Raw genomic sequence first — 23,292 nt, 5'->3', positions numbered from 1 at the left:
CGTCCCGACACGAATCGCGCGGTCGGCGCGGAGCTTTTCGTGACCGCCCGGGTGCGGCACAGTGGAACCATGACGAACCCGAAGGGTGACTCCGGGCGCAAGCCCGGCGGCGCGCGGGTGCCGGGTGCGACGGAAATCCTCGCGGCCGCGCAGGCCGCCGCGCAGGCCGCGCAGACCGCCGCGGGCCAGGCCATCGACGCCGCGCAGGTCACCGCCGGTACCGCCTTCGGCACCGCGGTGCGGCTGCCGCCCGCGTCCGTACAGCTGGCCGCGCAACTCCCGGATCTGATCGAGAATCTGGCGACCGCCATCGACCGGCTCAATTCCACCATCGACCGCCTCGACCGGACCCTGGCCCTGGCCGATCCAGCCTTCGCGGCCTACGACCGGCTGCTGCCGCGGCTCGAGGCCGTGATCGCGCTGGGTGAGGACGTGCTCAGCCGGCTGTCGAAACTGCCGGGCATCTCGATGCTGGGCCGCCTCACCAGCCGCGAGGCGGAACCACCGCAACCGGAGCCGAAATCACGTCGACGCCGAAAATAGGCCCGCGCCGCCCGCCGGCCGCGGCATATCCGCCGTGGCGATCACCGCACGCGCCGCGGCGGCGGCCTTGAGTACCATCTCGTGGAATTCCGCGTCGGCGTCGGAGTCCAGCACCACGGCGCCGCCCGCGCCGACGCGCCAGCCGCGCTCGTCCCGGACCGCGGTGCGGATGACGATATTGAGATCCGCCGTTCCGCCCAGACCCAGAAATCCGATCGTGCCCGAGTAGATGCCGCGCGCCTCGGTTTCCAGCCCGTCGATGATTTCCATGGTCCGCAGCTTCGGGGCCCCGGTCATCGAGCCGCCCGGGAAACAGGCTCGCAGGCAATCGATCACGTCCACTTCGGGACGCAGCCGGCCGCGCACGGTGCTCACCAGCTGATGCATGGTCGTGTAGGTCTCCGCGACCATCAGTTCCGGGACGTGCACACTGCCCAGCTCGCACACCCGGCCCAGATCGTTGCGCAGCAGATCGACGATCATCAGATTCTCGGCACGGGTCTTGGGATCCAATTCCAATGCGCGGCAGAGGTTTTCGTCGGCCTCCGGGGTGGCGCCGCGTGGGGCGGTGCCCTTGATCGGTTTGGTCTCCACCGTGCGGGTGCGGTCGACCTTGAGGAAGCGCTCCGGTGACGAACAGGCGATATGCAGTTCGCCGAATCTCAGATACGCCGCGTACGGGGCGGGATTGCTGCGCCGCAGCACCCGGTAGACGTCGAGGCCCGGCGCATCGGAATCGATCCCGGCGCTGTCGGTGAGATTCACCTCGTAGGTTTCCCCGGCGCGTAGTTCGGCGTCGATCGCCGCGATATCGGCCAGATAGCGGTCCCGGCCACGGCTCAGGCGCGAGACGACGGCCTCTTCGTCGGCGGGCAGTGTGAGCGGTTCCGGATTCCGCCGATCCGGCAGTGTCGCGACGATCGCGCGGGTATCGGCCAGCCAGCGGCGATTCACCTCGGCCGACGCCGCGTCGGTGACGGCGAGCAGATGGGTGCGGCCCGCGACGTGATCGACCACGACCAGCCGATCGGCGAAGATCCACTGCGCATCCGGATAGGGCGATCGATGCCCTGCCCGCGCACCGCAGTCGGCCTTCATCTCATAGCCCAGATAACCGACGTAGCCGCCCACGAAATCGAAAGGCACATCCGGGAATCGGATACTCAGCTCACTCAGCCGCGCCGACAGATAGTCGAGCACCGGCCGCGGATCGGTGCGCGTGCCGGTGCGATCCGCGATCACACATCCCGCGCCGACCCGATACCGCACCACCTCCGCCAGCGGCCCGGACGCATCACCGGCGAAACTGAACCGATCCAGACCCGGCTCCACATGCGCGCTGTCGAGCCAGAACGCGGTCGGCGAGTCCGGATATAACTGCAGCACAACGGATTCCGTGTCGACGGCGCGGTCGATCACTTCATGCAGAACGGTGAGGGTGATCGTGGAGCGGATTGAGGACCGGGAGGTTGCGGCCTTGCCGTAACCTCCACCTGTGTCGGGACCCGGTTCGGACACCCGCGCGAAGTCTCGGACTCGCGTCGCTGAGTCGTCCCGTGCGCTACCGGCACTTTCTTCGGCACCGATGCTCACCGGCACGGACCTCATACCGGCAACCGCTGGTCCGCCGGTCGGCCGCGTCGGATCGGATAGGACGGTCGTCTGTGCCGGGTGTGCCGGCCCCGACCCCGTCACCGGCCCGGCAACCGCGACCGGCGATCGCCGCATCTCCCGACGCGCCCACCACTCCCGCGTCAGCCGCGCGAAATTCCCCAGCAGTGCGGCGCCGCATTCGCTGGACACCGATTCCGGATGGAACTGCACACCCCACTGCGGGCGGTGGCGATGCCGCACGCCCATCACGACCCCGTCGGGCGCGGTGGCGGTGATGGCCAGCGCGTCCGGCAGCGGCTGGGCGGCGCACAGCGAGTGATAGCGCACGGCCAGGAAGTCGGCGGGAATTCCGGCCAACAGATCGCGACCGTCGTGGCTGATGCGGTCCGGGTAGCCGTGCCGGGGAGCGGGCGCCGGAACGACCTGCCCGCCCGCCGCCAGCACGATGCCCTGATGGCCGAGGCAGACGCCCAGCAGCGGGAGCTCCGCCCCCTCGATCAGCGTCTGGGAGATCCCGAAATCCCTTGGTACGTCGGGGCGTCCGGGGCCGGGGGAGACGACGATGTTGTCGAACCGGTCGAGGTCCAGCTCGGCCAGGGTGTCGATCTCGTCGTTGCGCAGCACGGTCGGTTCGGCGCCGTTCACGGTGCCGATCAATTGGAAGAGGTTGTAGGTGAACGAGTCGTAGTTGTCGACCAGCAGCGTGCGCACGGGGTTCCGGGCGTGCACCCCGTGGTCGAGAGTGGTCTCGCTCAAATGCCGAGACCAGGACGTGCTCATGTGCATCACCGTATCGGGCATCTCGGACCACGCAGTGAGGGCATATGCCTTCAGTTGACCGGTCGTGGTGGTGCACAATGTGGGGCATGTCTGTGGTGCAACCGGCCGAGGTCGAGCGCGAGGTCGTCGATTTCGCGGCCGTCGGCGAATGGATGGATGAACAGGGCCTGCCCGGCGGTGACTTCGAGGATGTGACCTCACTCGGCGGCGGCACCCAGAACATCATGCTGCGGTTCCGCCGGGGTGGCCGCGATTTCGTGCTGCGACGCGGGCCGAAACATCTGCGTCCCAAGAGCAACGACGTCATCCGCCGCGAATCCCGCCTGCTCGGCGCGCTGGCGGGCACCGGCGTGCGTGCGCCGCGGGTGATCGCGGCGGGGGCCGACGAATCGGTGATCGGCGCGGTCTTCTATCTGATGGAGCCGATCACCGGCTTCAACCCGCAGAACGAACTGCCCGCCCTGCACGCCGGCGATCCGGAGGTGCGGCGGCAGATGGGTCTGTCGGCGGTCGAGGCCATCGCCCGGCTCGGATCGCTCGACTACGAGGCGCTGGGCCTGTCCGACTACGGCAAGCCGGACGGTTTCCTGGAACGTCAGGTGCCGCGCTGGCTCGGCGAACTCGAGTCCTACAACAGCAACGACGGCTACCCCGGCCCGCAGATTCCGGGGGTGGACCGGGTCGGGGACTGGCTCGACCGCAACCGGCCCGCGCAGTGGCGGCCGGGCATCCTGCACGGCGACTGCCACCTCGCCAACATGATGTTCTCCTACGACGGGCCCGAGGTCGCCGCCATGGTCGACTGGGAGATGTCGACGATCGGTGATCCGCTGCTGGATCTGGGCTGGCAGATCGCCACCCGCCCCGAACCCGGAACCACCGGCGCCGCCCTGGTCGGCAAGCTCGGCGCCGCGGGCGGCCTGCCCACCGCCGAGGAGATGATCGCCCACTACGCGACCTTCTCCGACCGCGACCTCGGCCACGCCTCCTGGTACACGGTGCTGGCCTGCTTCAAACTCGGCATCGTGCTCGAGGGCACGCACGCGCGGGCCTTCGCCGGCAAGGCGCCCAAGCAGACCGGCGATTTCCTGCACGCCATCACGCTGGAACTGTTCGAGAAGGCCGCCCGGCTCTGCGAATGAGCCGGCGTCGCACGGCGTCAGCCGGCGTCGAGCAGGTCCGCGACGATGGCGAGATCCTTGTCGCCACGGCCGGACAGGCACAGCAGGATCAGCGAGTCCTCGGCGATCGCGCCCTGTTCGGCCGACTCCAGCAGATATCCGACGGCGTGCGCGGATTCGAGCGCGGTGATGATGCCTTCGGTCCGGCACAGCGTATCCAGTCCGCGCAGCGCCACCGCATCGGTCGCGACGGCATGATCGATGCGGCCGATGTCCTTGAGATGGCTCAGTTCCGGGCCCACCCCCGGATAGTCCAGCCCGGCCGCGATGCTGTGGGTTCGCGCGATCTGGCCCTCGTGGTCCTGCAGGACATAGCTGAACGCGCCGTCCATCTCACCCGGTGTGCCCGCGCTGAGGGTGGCCGCGTGCTCGCCGGTGTGTAGGCCGCGGCCCCCGGCTTCCACGCCGGTCAGCCGCACCTGCGCATCGCCGGTGAACGGGTGGAACATGCCGATCGCGTTACTGCCGCCGCCCACGCAGGCGATGACGTGGTCGGGCAGCCGTCCCGTCGCCGCCAGCAGCTGTGCCCGGGATTCGATGCCGATCCGGCTCTGATGGTCGCGCACCATGCGCGGATAGGGTGCGGGCCCGGTGGCGGTGCCGAACAGGAAATGCGTGGTTTCGGTGTGCGCCACCCAATCTCGCACGGCCTCGGTCACCGCGGCCTTCAGGCGGCGATCACCGGAACGAACGGCGCGCACGTCCGCCCCGAGCAGGCGCATCCGCACGACGTTGCTCTGCTGGCGGGCCATATCGTCGGCGCCCATGTAGATCACGCACGACAATCCGAGCATGGCGCAGACGGTCGCCACCGCGACGCCGTGCTGCCCCGCCCCGGTTTCGGCGATGATGCGGGTCTTGCCCATCCGCACGGCCAGCAGCGCCTGCCCGAGGGCATTGTTGATCTTGTGTGCGCCGGTGTGCGTCATATCCTCGCGCTTGAGGAAGACGCGCACCCCGGGCACTCCCAGCGCCCGCGCGAGCCGCGGCGCCGCGTGCAGCAAGGTCGGCCGGCCGACGCGCTCGCGCAGCAACCGGTCGAGTTCGCGGTGGTATTCGGGATCCGCCCAGGCCGCTCGGTGGGCGTTCTCCACGTCGGTGAGCGCCGCCATCAGTCCTTCGGGAACGTAACGCCCGCCGAACGCGCCGAATCTGCCGGGGTCTCGGATGCCGTCCCGAGTGGTGGCGTGGGTTGGCCTGTGTCCGATAACCATTCGCATCCGCGCTTTCTCCTCGCCGTCCGGCTCGGACAGTGTGTGCGATTCGCTCGCACACCCGGTCACCTGCCGGCAACGAGTGAGTTAACAGCACGGAAGAGGTCATCGTCAGTGGTGGTAAGTGGGCGCGGGTGGCGAGATCAGCCGCAGCGGAGTAGTGCCTCCCGGACGGCACGAGCCCGCACATCGTCGAGGACGGCGGTGCCGAGGCGGTTCATCACATAGCCGAAACCCAAACCCGTTGCCGGATCGGCGAATCCGAACGAGCCCCCGTAACCGGTGGTGCCGTAGGCGCGCTTGTCGCTGCCGAAACGGAAGCTGCCACAGGATTTGCGGAAGCCCAGGTGGTAGCGGCTGCGGGTGAGCAGCACCAGATCGTCGGCGGGCACGTCGTCGACGGTGTCGGCGGTGGCCAGCCGGTCGAGAATGCCCGGTGCGATGGGCAATTCGCCGGTGCGTCCCGCCGCCGCACCGTAGACCCGAGCCAGGGACCGTGCCGTGCCCACGCCGCCCGCGGCCGGGCTCTCGACGCCGAGGAATTCGCGACGGGTGGCGCGTTCGGGGGCGCCGGTGCGGGGGCTGCTCAAGGCGCGATAGGTCAGACCCCGCCGCAGAAACATCTGAATCGCGATGCGCAGCGGCACGTCCCGCTCGTAGCGCAGCACGTCCAGCCCGGAGGTGGACGCGAGTGTGGCGATGCGATCGAGGGATTGTTCCTCCGGCAGTCCGATGAAGAAGTCCAGCTCGAGCGGGCCGGCGAAGTCCTCGGCGAAGATGCGGCCCAGGGTGCGGTGCCGCGGATCGACGCGGCGGAGCAGTTCGCCCAGATACAGCCCGGCGGTGATCGGGTGGTAGCCCTGCCGGGTGCCCGGGCTCCACAGTGGTTTCTGGTCGGCCAGGATCTCCGCGAGCCGATCCCGGTCGGCCATATCCGACAGCCGCACCACCCGATCCAGCACCGGCAGACCCGCGCGGTGGTCGAGCAGCTGCCGTACGGTGATCGATTCCTTGCCGTGCGCGGCGAATTCCGGCCAGTACTGCGCGACCGGCGCCTGGTAGTCGAGCACCCCGCACGAGACGGCACTCGCCACGGCGAATGCCGTCATCCCCTTCGTCGAGGAGAACACCGGAACCATGGTGTCGCGCTCCCACGGCAGCTGCCGGCGCCGATCGCGGAACCCCGCCCACAGATCCACCACCGGCCGGTCCCCGTCGTAGACGGCCACGGCCGCGCCGATCTCGCCGAACCGGGCGAAGTTGCGCCGAAACGCGTCCGCGACCGGCTCGAAACCGCTCGCCACCTCACCGTGTACCTCAGCAACCTCGCCCATAGTGCAACCGATGGTAACGGTCATCGCTGCGGCGTCGTACGGTGTCCACCCGGATCGGAAACCGGTCAGGCGGCGTGGATCCGGGAGCTGTCCGCGAAGTAGTCGAGGACGGCGCGATGCCACTCCTGCGGCGCCTCGTGCATGAGCACGTGTCCCGCCGCCACCTCGACGTAGTCGGCGCCCGGAATCGCCGCCGCCAGCTCGCGCGAATTGGCGGGATCGACCAGCAGATCCGCCGTGGCCGCGATGACGCGGGTCGGCACCGCGACCCGCGGCAGATCGGCGCGGGTGTCCACCCGGGTCACCAGATCCGCCTGCGCCGCCGCACCACCCGGAACCTGGGCCGCGATCTGTGTCAGATACTGCGAAAACATTTCGTCCGGCAGCGAATTGGTGAACGCGGCACTGTATCCGGACAGCAGCACCACGCGCGCGAACGCGTCGTGATCGCGGGCGGCGAGCGCGCCGCGCCACAGATCCAGCACGAGCCGGGCCCGATGGTCGGCTCGTGCCAGCCCGGCCGCGAGCACCAACCCGGTGACCCGATCGGGATGACGCACGGCGGCCCGCACCGCCACCGCCGTGCCGAGCGAGAATCCGATGATCGGGAACCGCTCGGCGCCCGCCGCCACGGCCTCCTCGACCAGTGCGTCGGCCAACCCGTCAAGGGTCAGGACGGTGTCATCGGCCGGATAGTCGGAGCCGATCACGGTGTGCCGCTCGGCGAGCAACGGGATCAGAGAACCGAAGTTGGCCTCGATCCCGCCGCCGGCGCCGTGTGCGAGCACGACCGCGGGACCGCTGCCGGTCACCGATGTGGACAGTGAAATGTTCGTCATGGCCGCGACGTTAGGGATTGACATGAGTGTGAAGGTCAAGTCCGGGAGGGTGCGGTGCTGATCGGCGAGCTGGCGAACATCACCGGCGTCAGCACCCGCCTGCTGCGCTACTACGAGGAACAGGGACTGCTGAGCGCCCGCCGCGACGGCAACGGCTACCGCGTCTACGCCGACGACGCACCCCAGCGGGTACACCGTATTCGCGAGTTGCTCGCCGCCGGACTGCCGTCCAGCGCCATCCGTGAACTGCTGCCGTGTGCGACCGCCACGGGCTTGCAGCACTGCGATCACACCCGAAAGATCGTGCGGGAGGGCCTGTCTCACCTCGACGCGCAGATCGCCGAGCTGACCCGGCGCCGCACGCTGCTGGCCCGTCAGGACGAGCAACTGGTGGCCGCGCCCTATCGCAGCGACGGCCCGGCGTAACCGGCCTCCCCGCGGCGGTGGGCTGGGGCCCTTCTCGTAGGCTCGGTGCCGTGCGAGCACTGGAACAGATTCGCGACTGGCCCGTCCGGCACGCCGCCGCGGGCGTCGTCGATACCCAAGGCGTGGTCGGCACCGAGGGCGACCTCGATCGGGTGTTCGCTCTCGCGTCGGTCACGAAACCCCTTGCCGCCTATGCGGTTCTGGTGGCGGTCGAAGAAGGTGCGATCGAACTGGACCAGCCCGCCGGCCCGCCCGGCTCCACCGTGCGGCATCTGCTGGCGCATACGGCGGGACTGGCCTTCGACACCACCGTGATCATGGCCGAGCCCGGGCAGCGCCGCATCTATTCCAGCGCCGGATTCGAGGTGCTCGCCGAGTTCCTCACGCGCGAGACCGGAATCGAATTTCCGGAATATCTGCGGCAAGCCGTATTCGAGCCACTCGGAATGAAATCCTCGGTCCTGGCCGGATCCGCCGGACACGCCGCCCGCTCCACGGTGAACGATCTGCTGCGTTTCGCCGGAGAATTGCTGAACCCGATCTTGATATCCGGTGACATGCTCACCGCGGCGACCTCCGTGCAATTCCCGGGCGTCGGCGGAGTACTTCCCGGATACGGATCGCAGCGCCCCAATGATTGGGGTCTGGGATTCGAGATCCGCGACCACAAGACTCCGCATTGGACGGGGGGAGCCAACTCGCCGGGAACCTACGGGCATTTCGGGCAGTCCGGCACCTTCCTGTGGGTGGATCCGGAGATCGGGGTGGCGTGTGTGGCGTTGAGCGACGAGAATTTCGGCGATTGGGCCCGAGCGGTGTGGCCGACGTTCAGCGATGCCGTCATCGCCGATATCCAGCGGATTCGCGACACGGCCGAAAAGTAACAGCCGTAACATCGGGCACTCCAGTAAACTCGGGCAACGCCTGCGCTCGACGGGATGTTGGGGAAGACGTCCGACGTCGAGGCTGGAGGTGTACAGGTGCGCGCATCTGATCAGTTCGCGGATGTGACGTGTGGTGTGGTGTACATCCACGCGTCACCGGCCGCGCTGTGCCCGCACATCGAATGGACGCTTTCCTCCACTCTGAAATCGCCTGCGTCGCTGCGCTGGACCGCCCAGCCGGCCGCCGCGGGACAACTGCGCGCAACCACCGATTGGGTGGGTCCGGTCGGCACGGCGGGGCGAATTGCCAAGGCGTTGCGGGATTGGCCGGTGCTGCGCTTCGAGGTCACCGAGGATCCCTCCGAAGGCGTCGACGGCGAACGGTACAGTTTCGTTCCCGGTCTGGGATTGTGGACCGGCGCGATGAGCGCCAACGGCGACGTCATGGTCGGCGAGATGCGCCTGCGGGAAATCGTGCGCGCGGCCCGGGCTCGTGGCCGCCACGGCGACATCTCCGCCGACATCGATCGCGCTCTGGGCACCGCCTGGGACGACGAACTCGAACCCTTCCGCACCGGCGGTGAAGGCGCCGAGGTCACCTGGCTCCGCCGCGACGTCGGCTGAACCCCACATCGATCGGGAAAATACGACGGGTGGTCTCCGAAGCGGAGACCACCCGTGATGTATTGGCGCCGAAGGCTTTACAGCGGGATGTTCTTGTTGTGGCTGGCCTTGGCCGGGGCCGAGGCCAGCGCCGCGGCAATGGTGGACCGGGTCTTGGCGGGATCGATGACCTCGTCCACGACGCCGATGGACAGGGCCCGCCCGACTCCGCCGGCGATGGTCTCGTGTTCGGCGGTGAGGCGCTCGATCAGAGCCTCGCGCTCCTCCTCGGGGGCCTTCGCGATGGCCTTCTTGTGCAGGATGCCGACCGCGGCCTTGGCGCCCATCACGGCGACCTCGGACTCCGGCCAGGCGTACACCGCCGTCGCGCCCAGCGAGCGGGCGTTCATCGCGATGTAGGCACCGCCGTAGATCTTCCGGGTCACCAGGGTGACGCGCGGAACGCGGGCCTCGGCGAAGGCGTGCAGCAGTTTCGCGCCGCGGCGCACCACACCCTCCCATTCCATGCCGACACCGGGCAGATAGCCGGGCACGTCGGTGATCACGACCAGCGGAATGCCGAACGAGTTGCACAGCCGCACGAAACGCGCTGCCTTCTCGGCGGATTCGCTGGTGAGGCAGCCGCCCATGCGCAGCGGGTTGTTGGCGAGCACACCGACCGTGCGACCACCGAGGCGGCCGAGACCGGTGACGATGCTGCGGGCGTAACCGCCCTGCAACTCCTCGAACGAGGATTCGTCGTCGCCGTCCGGCGAGGGGATCTTGTCGAGCAGTTCGCGCACGACCGGCTTGACGTCGTAGGCACGCTTGGCCGACGCCGGCAGCATCGCCTTGAGGTCCACATCGCCGTGGGCGGCGGCGGACAGGTCGAACTCGCCCTGTTCGGCGAACATCGAGACCAGGCGACGGCCGCGGTGCATCGCGTCGTTCTCGTCGTCGGCGACGATATGGCACACACCGGACTTCTTGCCGTGGGTCTCGGGACCACCGAGGGTGGCCATGTCGACGTTCTCCCCGGTGACCGACTTGACGACGTCCGGACCGGTGACGAAGACGCGGCCCTCGGGCGCCATGATCACGACGTCGGTCAGCGCCGGACCGTACGCGGCGCCGCCGGCGGCGAAGCCGACCACGATCGAGATCTGGGGGACCAGGCCCGAGGCGCGAACCATCGCCTCGAAGACGGTGCCCACCGCGTGCAGTGCCTCGACGCCCTCGGCCAGGCGCGCACCGCCCGAATGCCAGATGCCGACGACCGGAATCCGGGAGTCGATGGCGGTATCGATCGCGTCCACGATGTGCTTGCACCCGTCGACACCCATGGCGCCGCCCATCACGGTGGCGTCGGAGCAGTACGCGACGGTGCGCACGCCGTCGACCTCGCCGATGGCGGCCAGCACGCCGGACTTGTCGCGCGGGTGGAGCGGAAGAACGGTTCCGGGATCGAAGAAGCGCTGCAACCGACCCAGCGGATCACGGGGATCGGTCGTGGCATCCGCCTGCGCGGGGGCCATGATGGTCATCGCGGTCTCTCCTCGAGGGAAATGTGGAGTCGCTGACGCGGCTGCGAAGATGAAAATCCCGGTGGGGCTTTTCGACGAGGGAATCTGCCTTGGCCGAAAAGCCCCACCGGGTTCGCTGAAGTTGTCGACAGACGTTGTCGACGAGTCGGATCAGTACCGTCCGAAGGCGAGCGCCACGTTGTGGCCGCCGAAACCGAACGAGTTGTTGATCGCGTACTCGATGTCCTGGCGACGGGCCTCACCGTGCACGACATCCAGGTCGATCTCCGGGTCCTGGTTCTCCAGGTTCAGCGTGGGCGGAACGATGCCGTCGCGAATGCTGAGCACTGTGAGTACCGACTCGAGGGCGCCCACAGCGCCGATCGAGTGGCCCAGGGCGGACTTGGGCGCGTAGACCGAGGCGTGCTTGCCCACGGCCTTGTGGATCGCGTTCGCTTCCGCGGTGTCCCCGATCGGGGTGGCGGTCGCGTGCGCGTTGATGTGCGTGATGTCGGACTTCGACAGTCCGGCGGTCTGCATGGCGCGCTCCATGGCGCGCGCCGCGCCGGCACCCGTGGGATCCGGGGCGACCAGATGGAAGCCGTCGGAAGTGATGCCGGCACCCAGCAGGCGAGCGTGGATGGTGGCCCCGCGCGCCTTGGCGTGCTCTTCGGTCTCCACGACCATCAGCGCACCGGCCTCGCCGAAGACGAAGCCGTCACGATCCTTGTCGAACGGCCGCGACGCGCCCTTGGGGTCGTCGTTGCGGGTGCTCATCGCGCGCATCATGGAGAACGCGGCGATCGGCACGTCGGAGATGTAGCCCTCGACACCGCCGGTGACGACCATGTCGGCGTCGCCCATGACGATCATCCGCCACGCGTTGGCGATGCCCTCGGATCCCGACGAACATGCCGAGACCGGGGTGACCACTCCCGCCTTGGCCCCCAATTCGAGGCCCACGACAGCGGACGGCCCGTTCGGCATGACCATCTGAACGGCCAGCGGCGAGATCTTGCGGTAGCCGCCGTTCTTCAGCTTGTCCACCGAGTCGATGAGCGCGTCGCCGCCGCCGAGGCCGGTGCCGATCGCCACGGCCAGGCGCTCGGGATCGACCTCGGGGCTGCCGGCGTTCTTCCACACCTCACGCCCCAGCACCATCGCCAGCCGCTCGACATAGGCCATGCGGCGGATCTCGACTCGGCTGAGCAGGGTGTCCGGCGAAACCTTCAGGTGGCCGCCGATGCGAACCGGCAGGTCGTATTCCTCGATGAAGGAATCCTCGAGAACGTCGATGCCGCTCTCGCCGTTGAGGAGTCCCTTCCACGTCGCATCGACGTCACCCGCGATCGACGTGGTCGCCGCCAAGCTGGTGACGACGACGTTCGGGAAGTTCCCGTTCAAAGTGGAAGGAGTGGTCACGGTGTCGGCCTTACTGGGCGTCGAACTTGGCCTTGAGCTCGGCGGCCGCGTCGGAGTTCTCGGCCTCGAGCTTCTGGATGTAGGAGACGGCGTCACCCACGGTCTTGAGGCTGGCGAGATCCTCGTCGGGGATCTTCACGCCGTACTTGTCCTCGGTCTGCACGGCGATCTCGACCATCGACAGCGAGTCGATGTCCAGGTCATCGACGAAAGACTTCTCGATCGTCACCTCGGAGGGCTCGATGCCGGTCACCTCTTCGATGATCTTGCCGAGCTCTTCGACGATCTGTTCCTGGGTCAGAGCGGCCACTTGGTGGCTCCCTTCTTGTTCCTTCGTTGGTCCGACGTGAATCGGAGGTCCGATTATTTCTTCGGTACGAGGTGGACGAATGTTTCGTCCTGCTCGCTCACGGTCGCGTCACTGCGAGCCGCGAGGAAAGCTAGCCGGTTGCCGAGAGCTCGACAAACGCGGGGATGTTCTCGGGGGTCTTCAGCGCCAGATTCGGGGTGCCCTTGAGCTCCCGCTTGGCGATGCCGACCAGGGTTCCGGCCGGCGGCAACTCGGCCACCGCGGAAACCCCTGCCGCGCGAACGGTTTCGGTGCACAGATCCCACCGGACGGGCCGGGTCACCTGTGCCGCCAGCTTCTCGATGGCGTCGGAGCCCGAGTCGACCGGCTTGCCGTCGTAGTTCGACAGCAGGGTACGGGTCGGCTCACCCGGAACCATCTGGGAGATGGCTTCGGCCACGGCGTCCTGGGCGGGTGCCATGAACGCGGTGTGGAAGGCCCCGGCGACGGGCAGCGCGCGAATCCGCGCCTTCTCCGGCGGGTTCGCGGCCAGTTCCGCCAGCGCATCCAGCCGGCCTGCCGCCACGATCTGGCCGACCGCGTTGCGGTTGGCCGGGACCAGGTCGAGCTCGGCGAGCCGGTCGAGCACGGCGGCTTCGTCGCCACCGAGCACGGCGGACATGCCGGTCGGGACCAGCGCGCACGCCTTCGCCATCTCCGCACCGCGGATCGCGGCCAGTTTCACCGCGTCATCGGGGGAGACGACGCCGGCGACGGCTGCGGCGGCGAGCTCGCCGACCGAATGTCCGGCGACGATGGTATCCGCCGGAACCGCTTCGTGCGGAATCTCGGCGAAAGCCAGCAGCGCGGCGGCGACGACCAGCGGCTGGGTCACCGCGGTATCGGTGATCTCCTCCGCGGTGGCAGTGGTGCCGAGGCGGAGCAGATCCAGGCCGGAGGCCTTGGACCACAGTTCGAGGCGGTCACGCGCGCCGGGAAGATCGAGCCATGGCGCGAGCATGCCGGGTGTCTGAGAGCCCTGTCCAGGGGCGAACAACGCGATCACGCCTCTAACAAAACACCGTGAGGGGGGTCTGTGGAGATGTCGGCGCCGATGATGTTTGAGCGACGCTTTTGTGTGGACCCCACAAAACGGCACGTGGGTGGTCGCGATCGACAGCGCCCCGATGTCCGTTACAGGCGATCTTCGTAGAAAGTTGCCGGCGAGTCTTCTGGGGCAGGTGTTGACGATTCGTTACGGGTTCGTGTCAAACGACCTACTGTTGCCGCGATGCGGAGCACATAGGCGTCGCGAGGATTCATCGGATCCCGGCCCGTGACCTCGGCGATGCGCTTGAGTCGATAGCGGACCGTATTTGGATGAACGAACAGCTGCCGGGCACATGTCTCGACGGCTCCACCGCAATCGAGGTAGGCGTCGAGGGTGTCCGACAAGGCCGACCCGGCGGCGGCCAACGGTAGCACAAGATACTCGTTGAGAGCGTCGACCGCAGCCCGATCGCCGAGCAGTGCTCGCTCAGGCAGAAGTTCGGAGGCGTGTACCGGTCGCGGCGCCGCCCGCCAGCCCACCACGGCCTCCATTCCGGCCATCGCCTCCACGGCGCTGACGTGGGCCGCGGACAGTGTGCGCATGGTCGGGCCGATCACCACGGGACCGTCGGAAAACGCTTCGGCCAGCAGGTCCATCAGGAACGGCGAGGGGTAGCCGGTATCACCGAGATTGCCGCTGACCACCATCACCAGCCGCGAACCCTGCACGACGGCCAGCGCCGCGCGGCCGTGCCGGGCGGCGATGACGTGCACCGAACCCGCCACGGCCACTTGATCTTTCGGCGGCGTGCCGACCAGCACCGTCGCCGCGGCCGTGGCGTCCCAGTTCAATGTGGCCGCGCGCGAGAGCATTTCGGCGCCGGTGTCGCCGCGCACCACGGCGTCGACGACCAGCGCCTCCAGCCGGGTGTCCCAGGCGCCGCGGGATTCGGCCGCCGAGGCGTAGACCGAGGCCGCGGCGAAACCGAGTTCGCGGCCGTAGCGCAGTACCGCCTCGGTGAGCGCCACCAGCTGGCGGTCGTTGCGGGCCAGCGCCGGCAGCCACTGCTCGAAGAACTCCATCGCGACGCGGACCATGTCGACGGTCTGACGCAGGGTCAGTCGCCGGGCCAAATCCTGTGGGATCACCTGGAACGCGTCGAGGCTGAACCGAATATCGCTTTCCGGATCCTGCAACCACTCCAGGAAATTGACCACCGCGGTCTGCACCAGCATCTGCACGCCGGCGCGCTGGGCGGCGTCCAGGTCGCCGAAGAACGGTAGCCGGTCCTCCATCGAGGCGATCGCCTCGGTGGACAGCCGCCCGGAGAACTGCTTCACCCGTTTCAGCAGGGTGTCCGGCAGCGGATCGCGGGTTTGCCGATTGGGTGACAGGGCCCCGGTCGGCAGATAGACCTCGTGCTCGGACGACCCCTCGGAAACCCGGCGAGGCCGCGGCGGTTTACGTTCCACTGTTCAATATTCCGTCATCGCGCTGGTCGGTCTCCGCAACCCCCCGGTAGGGGCGCGATTCGCGCCCCTACCGGACCGGTCACGCGAGCTGTTCTTCGCTGCTCATCGATTTCGGTGCGGCGTCGACGTCGTCGATGCGGTAGCGGGCCGCGGCCTGCGCGACGACTGCCGGATCGATACCGCCGGTGCGTCCCAGGGCCTCCAGCGCCGCCAGGGCGATGGATTCGGCGTCGACGTTGAACACCCGCCGCGCCGCCTGCCGGGTGTCGGAGAACCCGAATCCGTCGGTGCCCAGCGTGGTGTAGTCGCCGGGGACCCACTTGCGGATCTGGTCCGGCACCGCGCGCATCCAGTCGGAGGCCGCCACGAACGGTCCCTGAGCCTGCGACAGCACCCGCGTCACGTACGGCGCATCGGTTCCGGCGTCCGGATGGCGCAGCGTGTGGATCTCCTTGGCCAGCGCCTCCCGGCGCAGCTCGCTCCACGAGGTCACCGACCAGACGTCCGCCTGCACACCCCAGTCCTGCGCCAGCAGCTCCTGCGCGCGCAGCCCGTCGGGCACCGTGACACCCGCGACCAATATCTGGGCGCGCACGTCACCGTCACCGCCCCGGCGGTAGCGGTAGATGCCCTTGAGCAGGCCCTCGACGTCGAGGTCGTCCGGCTCGGCCGGCTGCTGATACGGCTCGTTGTAGAGGGTGATGTAGTAGAAGACGTTCTCGCCGCCGAAGACGTCGTCCTTCATGACCGGATGGGTACCGGGCACCTCCGAGGCCGGCGTTCCGCCCGGCCCGAGCTGCGGCCGTCCGCCCCCGTACATCCGGCGCAGGCCGTCGCGCACGATATGAGCGATCTCGAAGGCGAACGCCGGATCGTAGGAGACCACCGCCGGATTGGTCGAGGCCAGCAGCAGCGAATGGCCGTCGTTGTGCTGCAAACCCTCACCGGTCAGCGTGGTGCGCCCGGCGGTCGCGCCGAGGACGAAGCCGCGAGCCAGCTGGTCGGCGGCCGCCCAGAGGCCGTCGCCGGTGCGCTGGAACCCGAACATCGAATAGAAGATGTAGAGCGGGATCATCGGCTCGCCATGGGTGGCGTACGACGTGCCGGCCGCGGTGAACGATGCGGTCGATCCCGCCTCGTTGATGCCCTCGTGCAGGATCTGGCCGACTTGGCTTTCCTTGTAGGCCAGCATCAATTCCGCGTCGACGGACGTGTACAGCTGCCCGTTGCGGTTGTAGATCTTCAACGAGGGGAACCACGAGTCCATACCGAAGGTGCGGGCCTCGTCCGGGATGATCGGCACGATGCGCTTGCCGATCTCCTTGTCGCGCAACAGTTCCTTCATCAGCCGCACGAACGCCATCGTGGTCGCGACGTTCTGCTTGCCCGAACCCTTGCGTACCGAGGCATAGGGCGCGTCGCCGGGCAACGGCAAAGGCTTTGCCGTCGAACGCCGTTCGGGCAGGAAGCCGCCGAGAGCGCGACGCCGGTCCAGCATGTAGCCGATCTCGTGCGAATCCATGCCCGGGTGGTAGTAGGGGGGCAGATACGGATCGGCCTCGAGCTGGGCGTCGGTGATCGGAATGCGCTGCACGTCGCGGAACGCCTTCAGATCGTCGAGCGTCATCTTCTTCATCTGGTGCGTCGCGTTGCGCGCCTCGAAGTGCTTACCCAGGCCGTAACCCTTGATGGTCTTGGCCAGGATCACCGTCGGCTTGCCCTGATGCGCCAGCGCCGCCGCATAGGCCGCGTAGATCTTGCGGTAGTCGTGGCCACCGCGCTTGAGGTTCCAGACCTGTTGATCGGTCAGGTCCTTCACCAGATCCTTGGTGCGCGGATCGCGGCCGAAGAAGTGCTCGCGCACGTAGGCGCCGTCGTTGGCCTTGTAGGTCTGGTAGTCGCCGTCCGGGGTCGAGTTCATCAGATTGACCAGCGCCCCGTCGCGGTCGGCGCCCAGCAGCGCGTCCCATTCCCGGCCCCAGATCACCTTGATGACGTTCCAGCCGGCGCCGCGGAAGAACGACTCCAGCTCCTGGATGATCTTGCCGTTACCGCGGACCGGGCCGTCGAGCCGCTGCAGATTGCAGTTGATGACGAAGGTCAGGTTGTCCAGCCCCTCCAGCGCCGCGACCTGCAGCAGACCGCGCGATTCGGGTTCGTCCATCTCGCCGTCGCCGAGGAAGGCCCACACGTGCTGATCGGAGGTGTCCTTGATCCCGCGATCGTGCAGGTAATGGTTGAAGCGCGCCTGGTAGATGGCGTTCATCGGACCCAAGCCCATGGAGACCGTGGGGAATTCCCAGAAATCGGGCATCAGTCGCGGGTGCGGATACGACGACAAGCCGTGGCCCGGACCGCCGTGGCTGTATTCCTGGCGGAAACCGTCGAGCTGATCCTCGGTCAGGCGGCCCTCGAGGAAGGCGCGCGCGTAGACGCCGGGGGAGGCGTGGCCCTGGATGAAGATCTGATCTCCGCCGCCGGGATGGTCCTTACCGCGGAAGAAGTGGTTGAAGCCGACCTCGTACAGCGCCGCGGACGACGCGTAGGTCGAAATATGGCCGCCCACACCGATTCCCGGCCGCTGCGCGCGATGCACCATGACCGCGGCGTTCCAGCGGATCCAGGCGCGGTAGCGGCGCTCGACCTCCTCGTCGCCGGGGAACCACGGCTCGTTCTCGGTGGGGATGGTGTTGACGTAATCGGTGGAGGTCAACGACGGAATGGTGACGTGACGTTCACCGGCGCGCTCGAGCAGGCGCAGCATCAGATAGCGCGCGCGGCCGGGGCCTTCGCGCTCGAGCATCTCGTCGAAGGAATCGAGCCACTCGCTCGTCTCCTCCGGGTCGATGTCCGGTAGATATGACGCCACCCCCTCGCGGATCACACGCACCCGCGCACCGGCCGGGCGGGCGGGCGCCGACTGGTGATCGGCGGAACCGTTGCTGCTCGTCGGCTCGGGGTCGGATGCAGAACTTGACGAAATCGGGTGCATCAGGTCGGTCAAAATCAATGCTCCTCGTACAGGGGGTGGACAAGCTGATGGCTCTAACCCCGGGCAGCACCGCTGGTGTGCGGGCCGTCCGTCGCTCACGGTTTGGGGCGCACCTCACATCCTTGTCGATGATGCGTCCCAGGTCATCATGTCAGCCGTAAATCCAGTACCGTTCGCTAGGCTGTGACGCTCGTTGCAGCGAAGCTCGCCACAGAACATTCTTTCGACTGCTCGAGAAGCGGGGAGGACGATGAAACTGCTGAACCCACGTGGGTTCGGACTGATGTGCGCGACCTTGGCGGTCGGCACCGGACTGGTGGTGGCAGGATGCTCTACCGCTGTCCACGGTACCGCGACGGTGAACCAGGCGGACGCGGCCGCGTTCCGCACCGAGATGGCATCGTCCTCGGCCGCGGCCACCTCGTCGAAAAAGGCTGCCGCACAGACGAAAGCCGTCGCCGACAACTGCACACCCTTCCGTGAGACCACCGGCGCCGCGGTGACGAAGTACAACGACTTCGTCGACGCGCACGATGCGAACGCCCCCGACCAGGACGCCAAGCGCGATGCCGCCGCCCAGACCCTCGAGGACGCCGCGCGGACCGTGGAGGGACGGGTCACCGCCGCCGGCGACGCGTTACCCGCGGATCTCGCGCAGAAGTTCACCGACTATGTGAACGCCGCCCGCGGATTGGCCGGCGAATCCCGCAAGATGACCTACACGTCGCCCGTCGGCACGCTCAACGACGCCAGTAAGCGAGTCAACGACGCGCTGAACGCGGTGCGTACCGCATGCCCGGCGCGATAGCCGGGAAACGGATGTCCCGGGGCCGCTCAGGGCGTTGCGAACCGCCTCTGCACGCTTCGCCCCGGGGCATGCATCCGCGACATTTCGGAGGTTATTTGGGCGGATCGGCTTGCGTTGCGGCCGATAACCATGTTCGCTTGCAACTATCTGTTGTCGGGAGTTGAGGAGGACACCACCGTGGTCGCCGCGGCGGACGCGCAGAACTACGCTCAGAAGCTTGGCATTGCCCACGGCATGGCGGTTCAGGAGTTGGGCTGGGACGAGGACACCGCAGACGAGTTGAGGGCGTCTGTCGAGGACGCGATCGGCTCCGAACTACTCGACGAGGACACCGACGAGGTGATCGATGTCGTACTGCTGTGGTGGCGCGACGGAGACGGCGACCTGGTCGACGAACTGATGGATGCCATCGGTCCGCTCGCCGAGGACGGTGTCGTGTGGGTACTCACCCCCAAGACCGGCCAGCCCGGGCATGTCGATCCCAGCGAGATCGCCGAATCCGCCCCCACCGCGGGGTTGACGTCGACCACACCGGTCAGCCTCGGCACCTGGACCGGCACCAAGCTGATGCAGCCCAAGACGCCCTCGAAGCAGCGCTGACCCACCGCGTGACTATTGTTTCGCACGGGCGGCCGCCGAGTACCGGAACAGCCCGCCGTCGAAGACAGGAGGACTGCGCATGCCGCTCGAAGTGGGTACGGCCGCACCGGATTTCACGCTGAAGGATCAGAACAACCAGGATGTGAGCCTCGCCGATTACCGGGGCCATAAGAACGTCCTGATCGTCTTCTATCCGTTGGCGTTCACCGGCATCTGCCAGGGTGAGCTGTGCAAGGTGCGCGACGAACTGCCCAAGTTCCAGAACGACAACGCCGAGATCCTCGCCATCTCCGTCGGCCCCCCGCCCACCCACAAGATCTGGGCGGCCGAGCAGGGCTACACCTTCCCGCTGCTGTCGGACTTCTGGCCGCACGGCGCCGTCACCCAGGCCTACGGTGTCTTCAACGACAGAACCGGCTTCCCGAACCGCGGCACCTTCGTCGTGGACAAGGACGGAATCATCCGTTTCGCCGAAATGAACGGCCCCGGAGAGCCCCGTGACCAGGCGGCTTGGGAGAAAGCGCTCACTGCACTAGATTCATGAACCGCCGCGCACGGACCCGGACACCCGGCCCCGCGCAGCACACCATCTTCACCGCCGCCCGGCCGGTGAAGTCCGGGCGTATAGCTCAGTGGTAGAGCACTGGTTTTACACACCAGCGGTCGGGGGTTCGAACCCCTCTGCGCCCATTACCGGCCTCTGATCTGACAACTCAGGTCAGAGGCTTTTTCATGCTCTCCCGGTCTCTATCCGCTGTGCAGGCTATCATGTGCATGAACTAGTGCATGTAGATGGAGGTGCGGCTGTGGCGACAGTTCAAGTGCGCGACGTGCCTGATGACGTCGCTGAGGTGATCGCGGAGAAGGCCAGAGCAGAGCACAAGTCGGTGTCGGCGTACCTGCGCGACTTGATGGCTGCCGACGTCAGGCGAGAGTTGCAGCGGCGAGCCATTGCTACGTGGGACGAGAAGTTGCGGCAGACGCAGCAGCGGATCGGGATCACCGGCCGCGCAACGACATCCGGTGCCGAAGTGGTGCGGGAGGTTCGGGACGATTACGACCGGGGGGACGAGTGATCGTCGTCGATGCCTCGGTGTGGGTCGACCTGTTGCGAGGGGTACTGCCGTCGGGCTATGCGGACCGAATTCGCATCGCTGGATGTGTCTCCCCGCCACATGTCGACTTCGAAGTGGGCTCCGCGCTCATTCGTCTGGCTCGCCGTGGTGAACTCGAGTTCGATCAGGCGCGTGAACTGATTGCTGCGTTCAGCACTCATCCCGTGGAGCGAATCCGCGAGCCGGTGGATTCGGTCACCGCTGTCGGGATGATCGACAACGCCACCTACGCGGACGCCGGGTATATCGCGTTGGCTCAGCGTCTCGCCTATCCATTGATGACTCTGGACGACGGGATGCAGAAGGCTGCGCGGATTCACGGAGTGGAAGTGATGGGTGCATCCGGGTGAACCTGTGCGGCCTCACAGGCCTCAGTCAGGATCCGAATGATCCAGTCGATGGCTGGCTGGGACCGACGGTCACGCTGAAGTCTTCACCCTTCACCTGGTCTGGGGATGTGTAGCTGGAGCCGCAGAACCCTGACAGTTGATAGGTGCCGGGAGGCAGTCCGGACTGTAGGTCCTTCGATGCTGCACCGGCAACTCCGAGAGTTTCGAATCGGGTGCCGTCCGTTTTGCGTGCTGAAGCCCTCAGACAGGTTTCGGTGTGTCCAATAGCTGTTACAACGGGGACGGGAATGTCACTCGACAAATCTTCGGCGAGAAATAGGTATACGCACGGGTAGTTCTACCGTCGCGGTGGTGCCCGTCGGTGACGAGGCTGGAGTGCGTTCTATCGGTCACGTTGCGGAGGATTCGATGTCTGCACCCACGCTTCGGCACAGGTCTCATACCGGCACGACGGCCTCGGAAGAGGTCTTGATGATTCGGCGATGCGCGAAATGTGACAAGTTGTTCGCGCCGCTGACGGCGGGGTGTTCCTCGTGTGCGTCGGATGCGCTGGAACGGGTGCCGTCGTCCGGTGCGGGTTCGATCGTGTCGTGGCGGGTGGTGGAACGTGCCGGTGCGGGTGGCGTGCTGGCTCAGTCGACGGTCGCGATCGTCGAACTCGATGAGGGGCCGTGGGTCTACACGTCGCTGGAGGGGGAGGTGCCGTTGCTTGCGGATCGGCCGGTGCGCGTGCATTTCCAGCCGCGTCCGCGAGACGACAGGTTCCCGGTCTTCGTGGTGTGTGCCGATCGCCGGCACAGCGAATCGGTGACTTCCTCCGGGTCCGGCGGACGAGACCATGCGGCGCGGTGAACCTCGCGTCGCGCGGTGCTACAGCAAGGAATGGGTCCGGACCTCGCTGGAGCAATGCCGACTTCTCGAGCGAGACGGCTATCTCGATCCGCATGCGCGGTCGATAGTCGTATTCGCCATTCAATGGGCGCCGTTCGGCGGTGCCGACTCCAGCGAGTTGCTGGTGCGTTTCGGCGTCGCCAGACGACGGTTCCTGCAGATGCTGCAGGCTGCGCTGGCTCCGGGCCGGACGGACAATCGGGAAACCAGAGGGCTGAAGCAACATCTGCTGGCAGCACTGGACTACGCCTGGAATCCCAGTCGTGATCCCGCGCTATTGGCGGATTTCGTGAAAAGCGATCGAGCTTCGTGAGGTCCACAGCGCTGTGACGGGCCGGCGAGCAGTGGTGCTCGGGTCGCGGTGAACGGCCGCAGTGCGGATCGGGTCGAGAGCGCGGTGCCCGGGCTGCGGGGGATCGGTGTCGCCGCCGATGTCACGACGATACCGCGCTCGCCTGTGGATGGGGGACGACCAGCGCGTTCGTCAGTACCTTCGCGCAGACGATGGGTACGACACCGGGTGCCTACAGTGCGCGAGCGCGCCGGCAGGGCGAGCTCGGCCGGAGTGGCGGGGGGAGCGGGCCGATTACGTCGCTGTTCCCGGAACCAGGCCCACCAGACCTCCGTCGACGAGCAGGTCCTGACCGGTGATGTACGACGCCTCGTCCGAGGCGAGGAATGCCACCGCAGCCGCGACGTCCTCGGCCGAGCCGATCCGGCCGGCGACGATATCGCCGGCCACCGCGCTCTGTGCGGCCGCGGGCAGTTCGGACCGCAGCGCCGGGGTGTCTATGTATCCCGGGCTCACCGAGTTGACTCGAATTCCCTTGCCGCCCAGTTCCGCTGCGAGCGTGCGCGCGAGATTGTGCGCGGCGGCCTTGGTGGCCGAGTACAGCGATCCGAACGGCATGCCGCGGTGCAGTGCCCACGAGGCATTGATCACGACGGCCGCGCCGGTGGACAGCAGCGGAATCGCCTTCTGGATCGTGAAGAACACCCCTTTGACGTTGACGCCGACGACCCGGTCGAAATCGGCCTCGGTCACCGCGTCGGTCGGCGGGAAGAATCCGATGCCGGCGTTCACGAAGAGCACGTCCAACCGGCCGTACCGGTTCTGGATGGTGTCGAACAGGGCATCGAGAGCGGCGAGATCGGTCGTGTCGGCGGCGATCGCGAGCGCCTCCGGTCCGAGTTCCTCGGCGGCCGCGGCCAGCCGTGCCGGGTCGCGTCCGGTGACGATCACTCGCGCGCCCTCGTCGCGCAACCGCCGCGCGGTGGCCAGTCCCATACCGCTCGTACCGCCGGTGACCAGTGCGATCCTGCCCTCGAATCTGTTGTGTGTCATACCGAAAGCCTGCCGA

Annotated in this window: 23 protein-coding genes and 1 tRNA gene; 13 read left to right on the top strand and 11 right to left on the bottom strand. The window is 67.4% G+C overall.

The genetic code is table 11. From position 1 onward, the window contains the following. Positions 1 to 69: 69 nt before the first annotated feature. Complete coding sequence (locus tag ON23_RS35150; RefSeq protein WP_039784314.1) at positions 70 to 543, top strand: hypothetical protein; 474 nt, start codon at positions 70 to 72, stop codon at positions 541 to 543. On the opposite strand, the gene pabB is transcribed toward ON23_RS35150, so the two are convergent. Further along, the gene (pabB, locus tag ON23_RS35145; RefSeq protein WP_083904450.1) at positions 523 to 2,937 is read right to left on the bottom strand and encodes an aminodeoxychorismate synthase component I; all 2,415 of its coding nucleotides are present in this window, start codon (positions 2,935 to 2,937) and stop codon (positions 523 to 525) included. The genes ON23_RS35150 and pabB overlap by 21 nt on opposite strands. A 77-nt stretch (positions 2,938 to 3,014) precedes the next feature. Here pabB and ON23_RS35140 point away from each other — a divergent pair, with 77 nt between their 5' ends. Continuing rightward, the gene (locus ON23_RS35140; protein WP_083904438.1) at positions 3,015 to 4,079 is read left to right on the top strand and encodes a phosphotransferase family protein; all 1,065 of its coding nucleotides are present in this window, start codon (positions 3,015 to 3,017) and stop codon (positions 4,077 to 4,079) included. 17 nt (positions 4,080 to 4,096) lie between these two features. On the opposite strand, the gene trpB is transcribed toward ON23_RS35140, so the two are convergent. From trpB to ON23_RS35125, 3 genes are all read right to left on the bottom strand, one after another. Then, positions 4,097 to 5,338 carry a tryptophan synthase subunit beta gene (trpB, locus tag ON23_RS35135; RefSeq protein WP_039784310.1) on the bottom strand — a complete coding sequence of 414 codons (1,242 nt, stop codon included), beginning with the start codon at positions 5,336 to 5,338 and terminating at the stop codon, positions 4,097 to 4,099. Between the two features lie 137 nt (positions 5,339 to 5,475). After that, positions 5,476 to 6,666 carry a serine hydrolase domain-containing protein gene (locus tag ON23_RS35130; RefSeq protein ID WP_039784175.1) on the bottom strand — a complete coding sequence of 397 codons (1,191 nt, stop codon included), beginning with the start codon at positions 6,664 to 6,666 and terminating at the stop codon, positions 5,476 to 5,478. 65 nt (positions 6,667 to 6,731) lie between these two features. After that, on the bottom strand, positions 6,732 to 7,505 hold the full coding sequence (locus ON23_RS35125) for an alpha/beta fold hydrolase (RefSeq protein ID WP_039784174.1): 774 nt from the start codon (positions 7,503 to 7,505) through the stop codon (positions 6,732 to 6,734). 54 nt (positions 7,506 to 7,559) lie between these two features. Here ON23_RS35125 and ON23_RS35120 point away from each other — a divergent pair, with 54 nt between their 5' ends. The 3 genes from ON23_RS35120 to ON23_RS35110 all read left to right on the top strand — a co-directional run bounded on the left by ON23_RS35120 (position 7,560) and on the right by ON23_RS35110 (position 9,439). After that, on the top strand, positions 7,560 to 7,931 hold the full coding sequence (locus tag ON23_RS35120) for a MerR family transcriptional regulator (protein ID WP_051043783.1): 372 nt from the start codon (positions 7,560 to 7,562) through the stop codon (positions 7,929 to 7,931). Positions 7,932 to 7,981: 50 nt separating this feature from the next. Then, the gene (locus tag ON23_RS35115) at positions 7,982 to 8,815 is read left to right on the top strand and encodes a serine hydrolase domain-containing protein (RefSeq protein WP_039784173.1); all 834 of its coding nucleotides are present in this window, start codon (positions 7,982 to 7,984) and stop codon (positions 8,813 to 8,815) included. 96 nt (positions 8,816 to 8,911) lie between these two features. Next, complete coding sequence (locus ON23_RS35110; protein ID WP_030518482.1) at positions 8,912 to 9,439, top strand: DUF3145 domain-containing protein; 528 nt, start codon at positions 8,912 to 8,914, stop codon at positions 9,437 to 9,439. A 77-nt stretch (positions 9,440 to 9,516) separates the two neighbouring features. On the opposite strand, the gene ON23_RS35105 is transcribed toward ON23_RS35110, so the two are convergent. The 6 genes from ON23_RS35105 to aceE form a co-directional block, all read right to left on the bottom strand. Continuing rightward, positions 9,517 to 10,962 carry an acyl-CoA carboxylase subunit beta gene (locus tag ON23_RS35105; RefSeq protein WP_039784172.1) on the bottom strand — a complete coding sequence of 482 codons (1,446 nt, stop codon included), beginning with the start codon at positions 10,960 to 10,962 and terminating at the stop codon, positions 9,517 to 9,519. A 150-nt stretch (positions 10,963 to 11,112) separates the two neighbouring features. Beyond that, complete coding sequence (locus tag ON23_RS35100) at positions 11,113 to 12,363, bottom strand: KasA/KasB family beta-ketoacyl-ACP synthase (protein WP_039784171.1); 1,251 nt, start codon at positions 12,361 to 12,363, stop codon at positions 11,113 to 11,115. 10 nt (positions 12,364 to 12,373) lie between these two features. Continuing rightward, positions 12,374 to 12,673, bottom strand: a complete 300-nt coding sequence (gene acpM, locus ON23_RS35095; protein WP_030518485.1) for a meromycolate extension acyl carrier protein AcpM — start codon at positions 12,671 to 12,673, stop codon at positions 12,374 to 12,376. 130 nt (positions 12,674 to 12,803) lie between these two features. Further along, positions 12,804 to 13,718 (bottom strand): ACP S-malonyltransferase, encoded by a 915-nt coding sequence (locus tag ON23_RS35090; protein ID WP_036499807.1) that lies wholly within the window; start codon positions 13,716 to 13,718, stop codon positions 12,804 to 12,806. A gap of 128 nt (positions 13,719 to 13,846) precedes the next feature. Continuing rightward, positions 13,847 to 15,112 (bottom strand): PucR family transcriptional regulator, encoded by a 1,266-nt coding sequence (locus ON23_RS35085; protein WP_039784307.1) that lies wholly within the window; start codon positions 15,110 to 15,112, stop codon positions 13,847 to 13,849. Positions 15,113 to 15,254: 142 nt separating this feature from the next. Beyond that, entirely contained in the window at positions 15,255 to 18,179 is a 2,925-nt protein-coding gene (aceE, locus tag ON23_RS35080; RefSeq protein WP_039784306.1) for a pyruvate dehydrogenase (acetyl-transferring), homodimeric type, read from the bottom strand. A 238-nt stretch (positions 18,180 to 18,417) separates the two neighbouring features. Here aceE and ON23_RS35075 point away from each other — a divergent pair, with 238 nt between their 5' ends. From ON23_RS35075 to ON23_RS35040, 8 genes are all read left to right on the top strand, one after another. Further along, positions 18,418 to 18,975: an Rv2240c family protein gene (locus ON23_RS35075; RefSeq protein ID WP_039784167.1), complete on the top strand. Its 558-nt coding sequence runs from the start codon at positions 18,418 to 18,420 to the stop codon at positions 18,973 to 18,975. A gap of 177 nt (positions 18,976 to 19,152) precedes the next feature. Then, entirely contained in the window at positions 19,153 to 19,575 is a 423-nt protein-coding gene (locus ON23_RS35070) for a DUF3052 domain-containing protein (RefSeq protein ID WP_030518770.1), read from the top strand. Positions 19,576 to 19,654: 79 nt separating this feature from the next. After that, positions 19,655 to 20,119, top strand: a complete 465-nt coding sequence (locus ON23_RS35065; RefSeq protein ID WP_039784164.1) for a peroxiredoxin — start codon at positions 19,655 to 19,657, stop codon at positions 20,117 to 20,119. Positions 20,120 to 20,193: 74 nt separating this feature from the next. Beyond that, a tRNA-Val gene (locus tag ON23_RS35060) sits at positions 20,194 to 20,265 on the top strand. A 116-nt stretch (positions 20,266 to 20,381) separates the two neighbouring features. Next, positions 20,382 to 20,651, top strand: a complete 270-nt coding sequence (locus ON23_RS35055; protein WP_157170387.1) for an antitoxin — start codon at positions 20,382 to 20,384, stop codon at positions 20,649 to 20,651. Beyond that, the gene (locus ON23_RS35050) at positions 20,648 to 21,040 is read left to right on the top strand and encodes a type II toxin-antitoxin system VapC family toxin (RefSeq protein ID WP_051043781.1); all 393 of its coding nucleotides are present in this window, start codon (positions 20,648 to 20,650) and stop codon (positions 21,038 to 21,040) included. The genes ON23_RS35055 and ON23_RS35050 overlap by 4 nt, the downstream gene beginning before the upstream one ends. 408 nt (positions 21,041 to 21,448) lie before the next feature. Continuing rightward, on the top strand, positions 21,449 to 21,892 hold the full coding sequence (locus tag ON23_RS35045) for a Zn-ribbon domain-containing OB-fold protein (protein ID WP_051043780.1): 444 nt from the start codon (positions 21,449 to 21,451) through the stop codon (positions 21,890 to 21,892). Next, the gene (locus tag ON23_RS35040; RefSeq protein WP_051043779.1) at positions 21,879 to 22,244 is read left to right on the top strand and encodes a hypothetical protein; all 366 of its coding nucleotides are present in this window, start codon (positions 21,879 to 21,881) and stop codon (positions 22,242 to 22,244) included. The genes ON23_RS35045 and ON23_RS35040 overlap by 14 nt, the downstream gene beginning before the upstream one ends. A gap of 273 nt (positions 22,245 to 22,517) precedes the next feature. Here ON23_RS35040 and ON23_RS35035 read toward each other — a convergent pair whose 3' ends face one another. Continuing rightward, on the bottom strand, positions 22,518 to 23,276 hold the full coding sequence (locus ON23_RS35035) for a glucose 1-dehydrogenase (RefSeq protein WP_039784160.1): 759 nt from the start codon (positions 23,274 to 23,276) through the stop codon (positions 22,518 to 22,520). Positions 23,277 to 23,292: the final 16 nt, after the last annotated feature.

The sequence above is a fragment of the Nocardia cerradoensis NBRC 101014 genome (assembly GCF_000308535.1).
GTDB classification, from domain to species: Bacteria; Actinomycetota; Actinomycetes; order Mycobacteriales; family Mycobacteriaceae; genus Nocardia; species Nocardia cerradoensis.
This window is presented reverse-complemented; position numbering and strand designations above follow the sequence as displayed.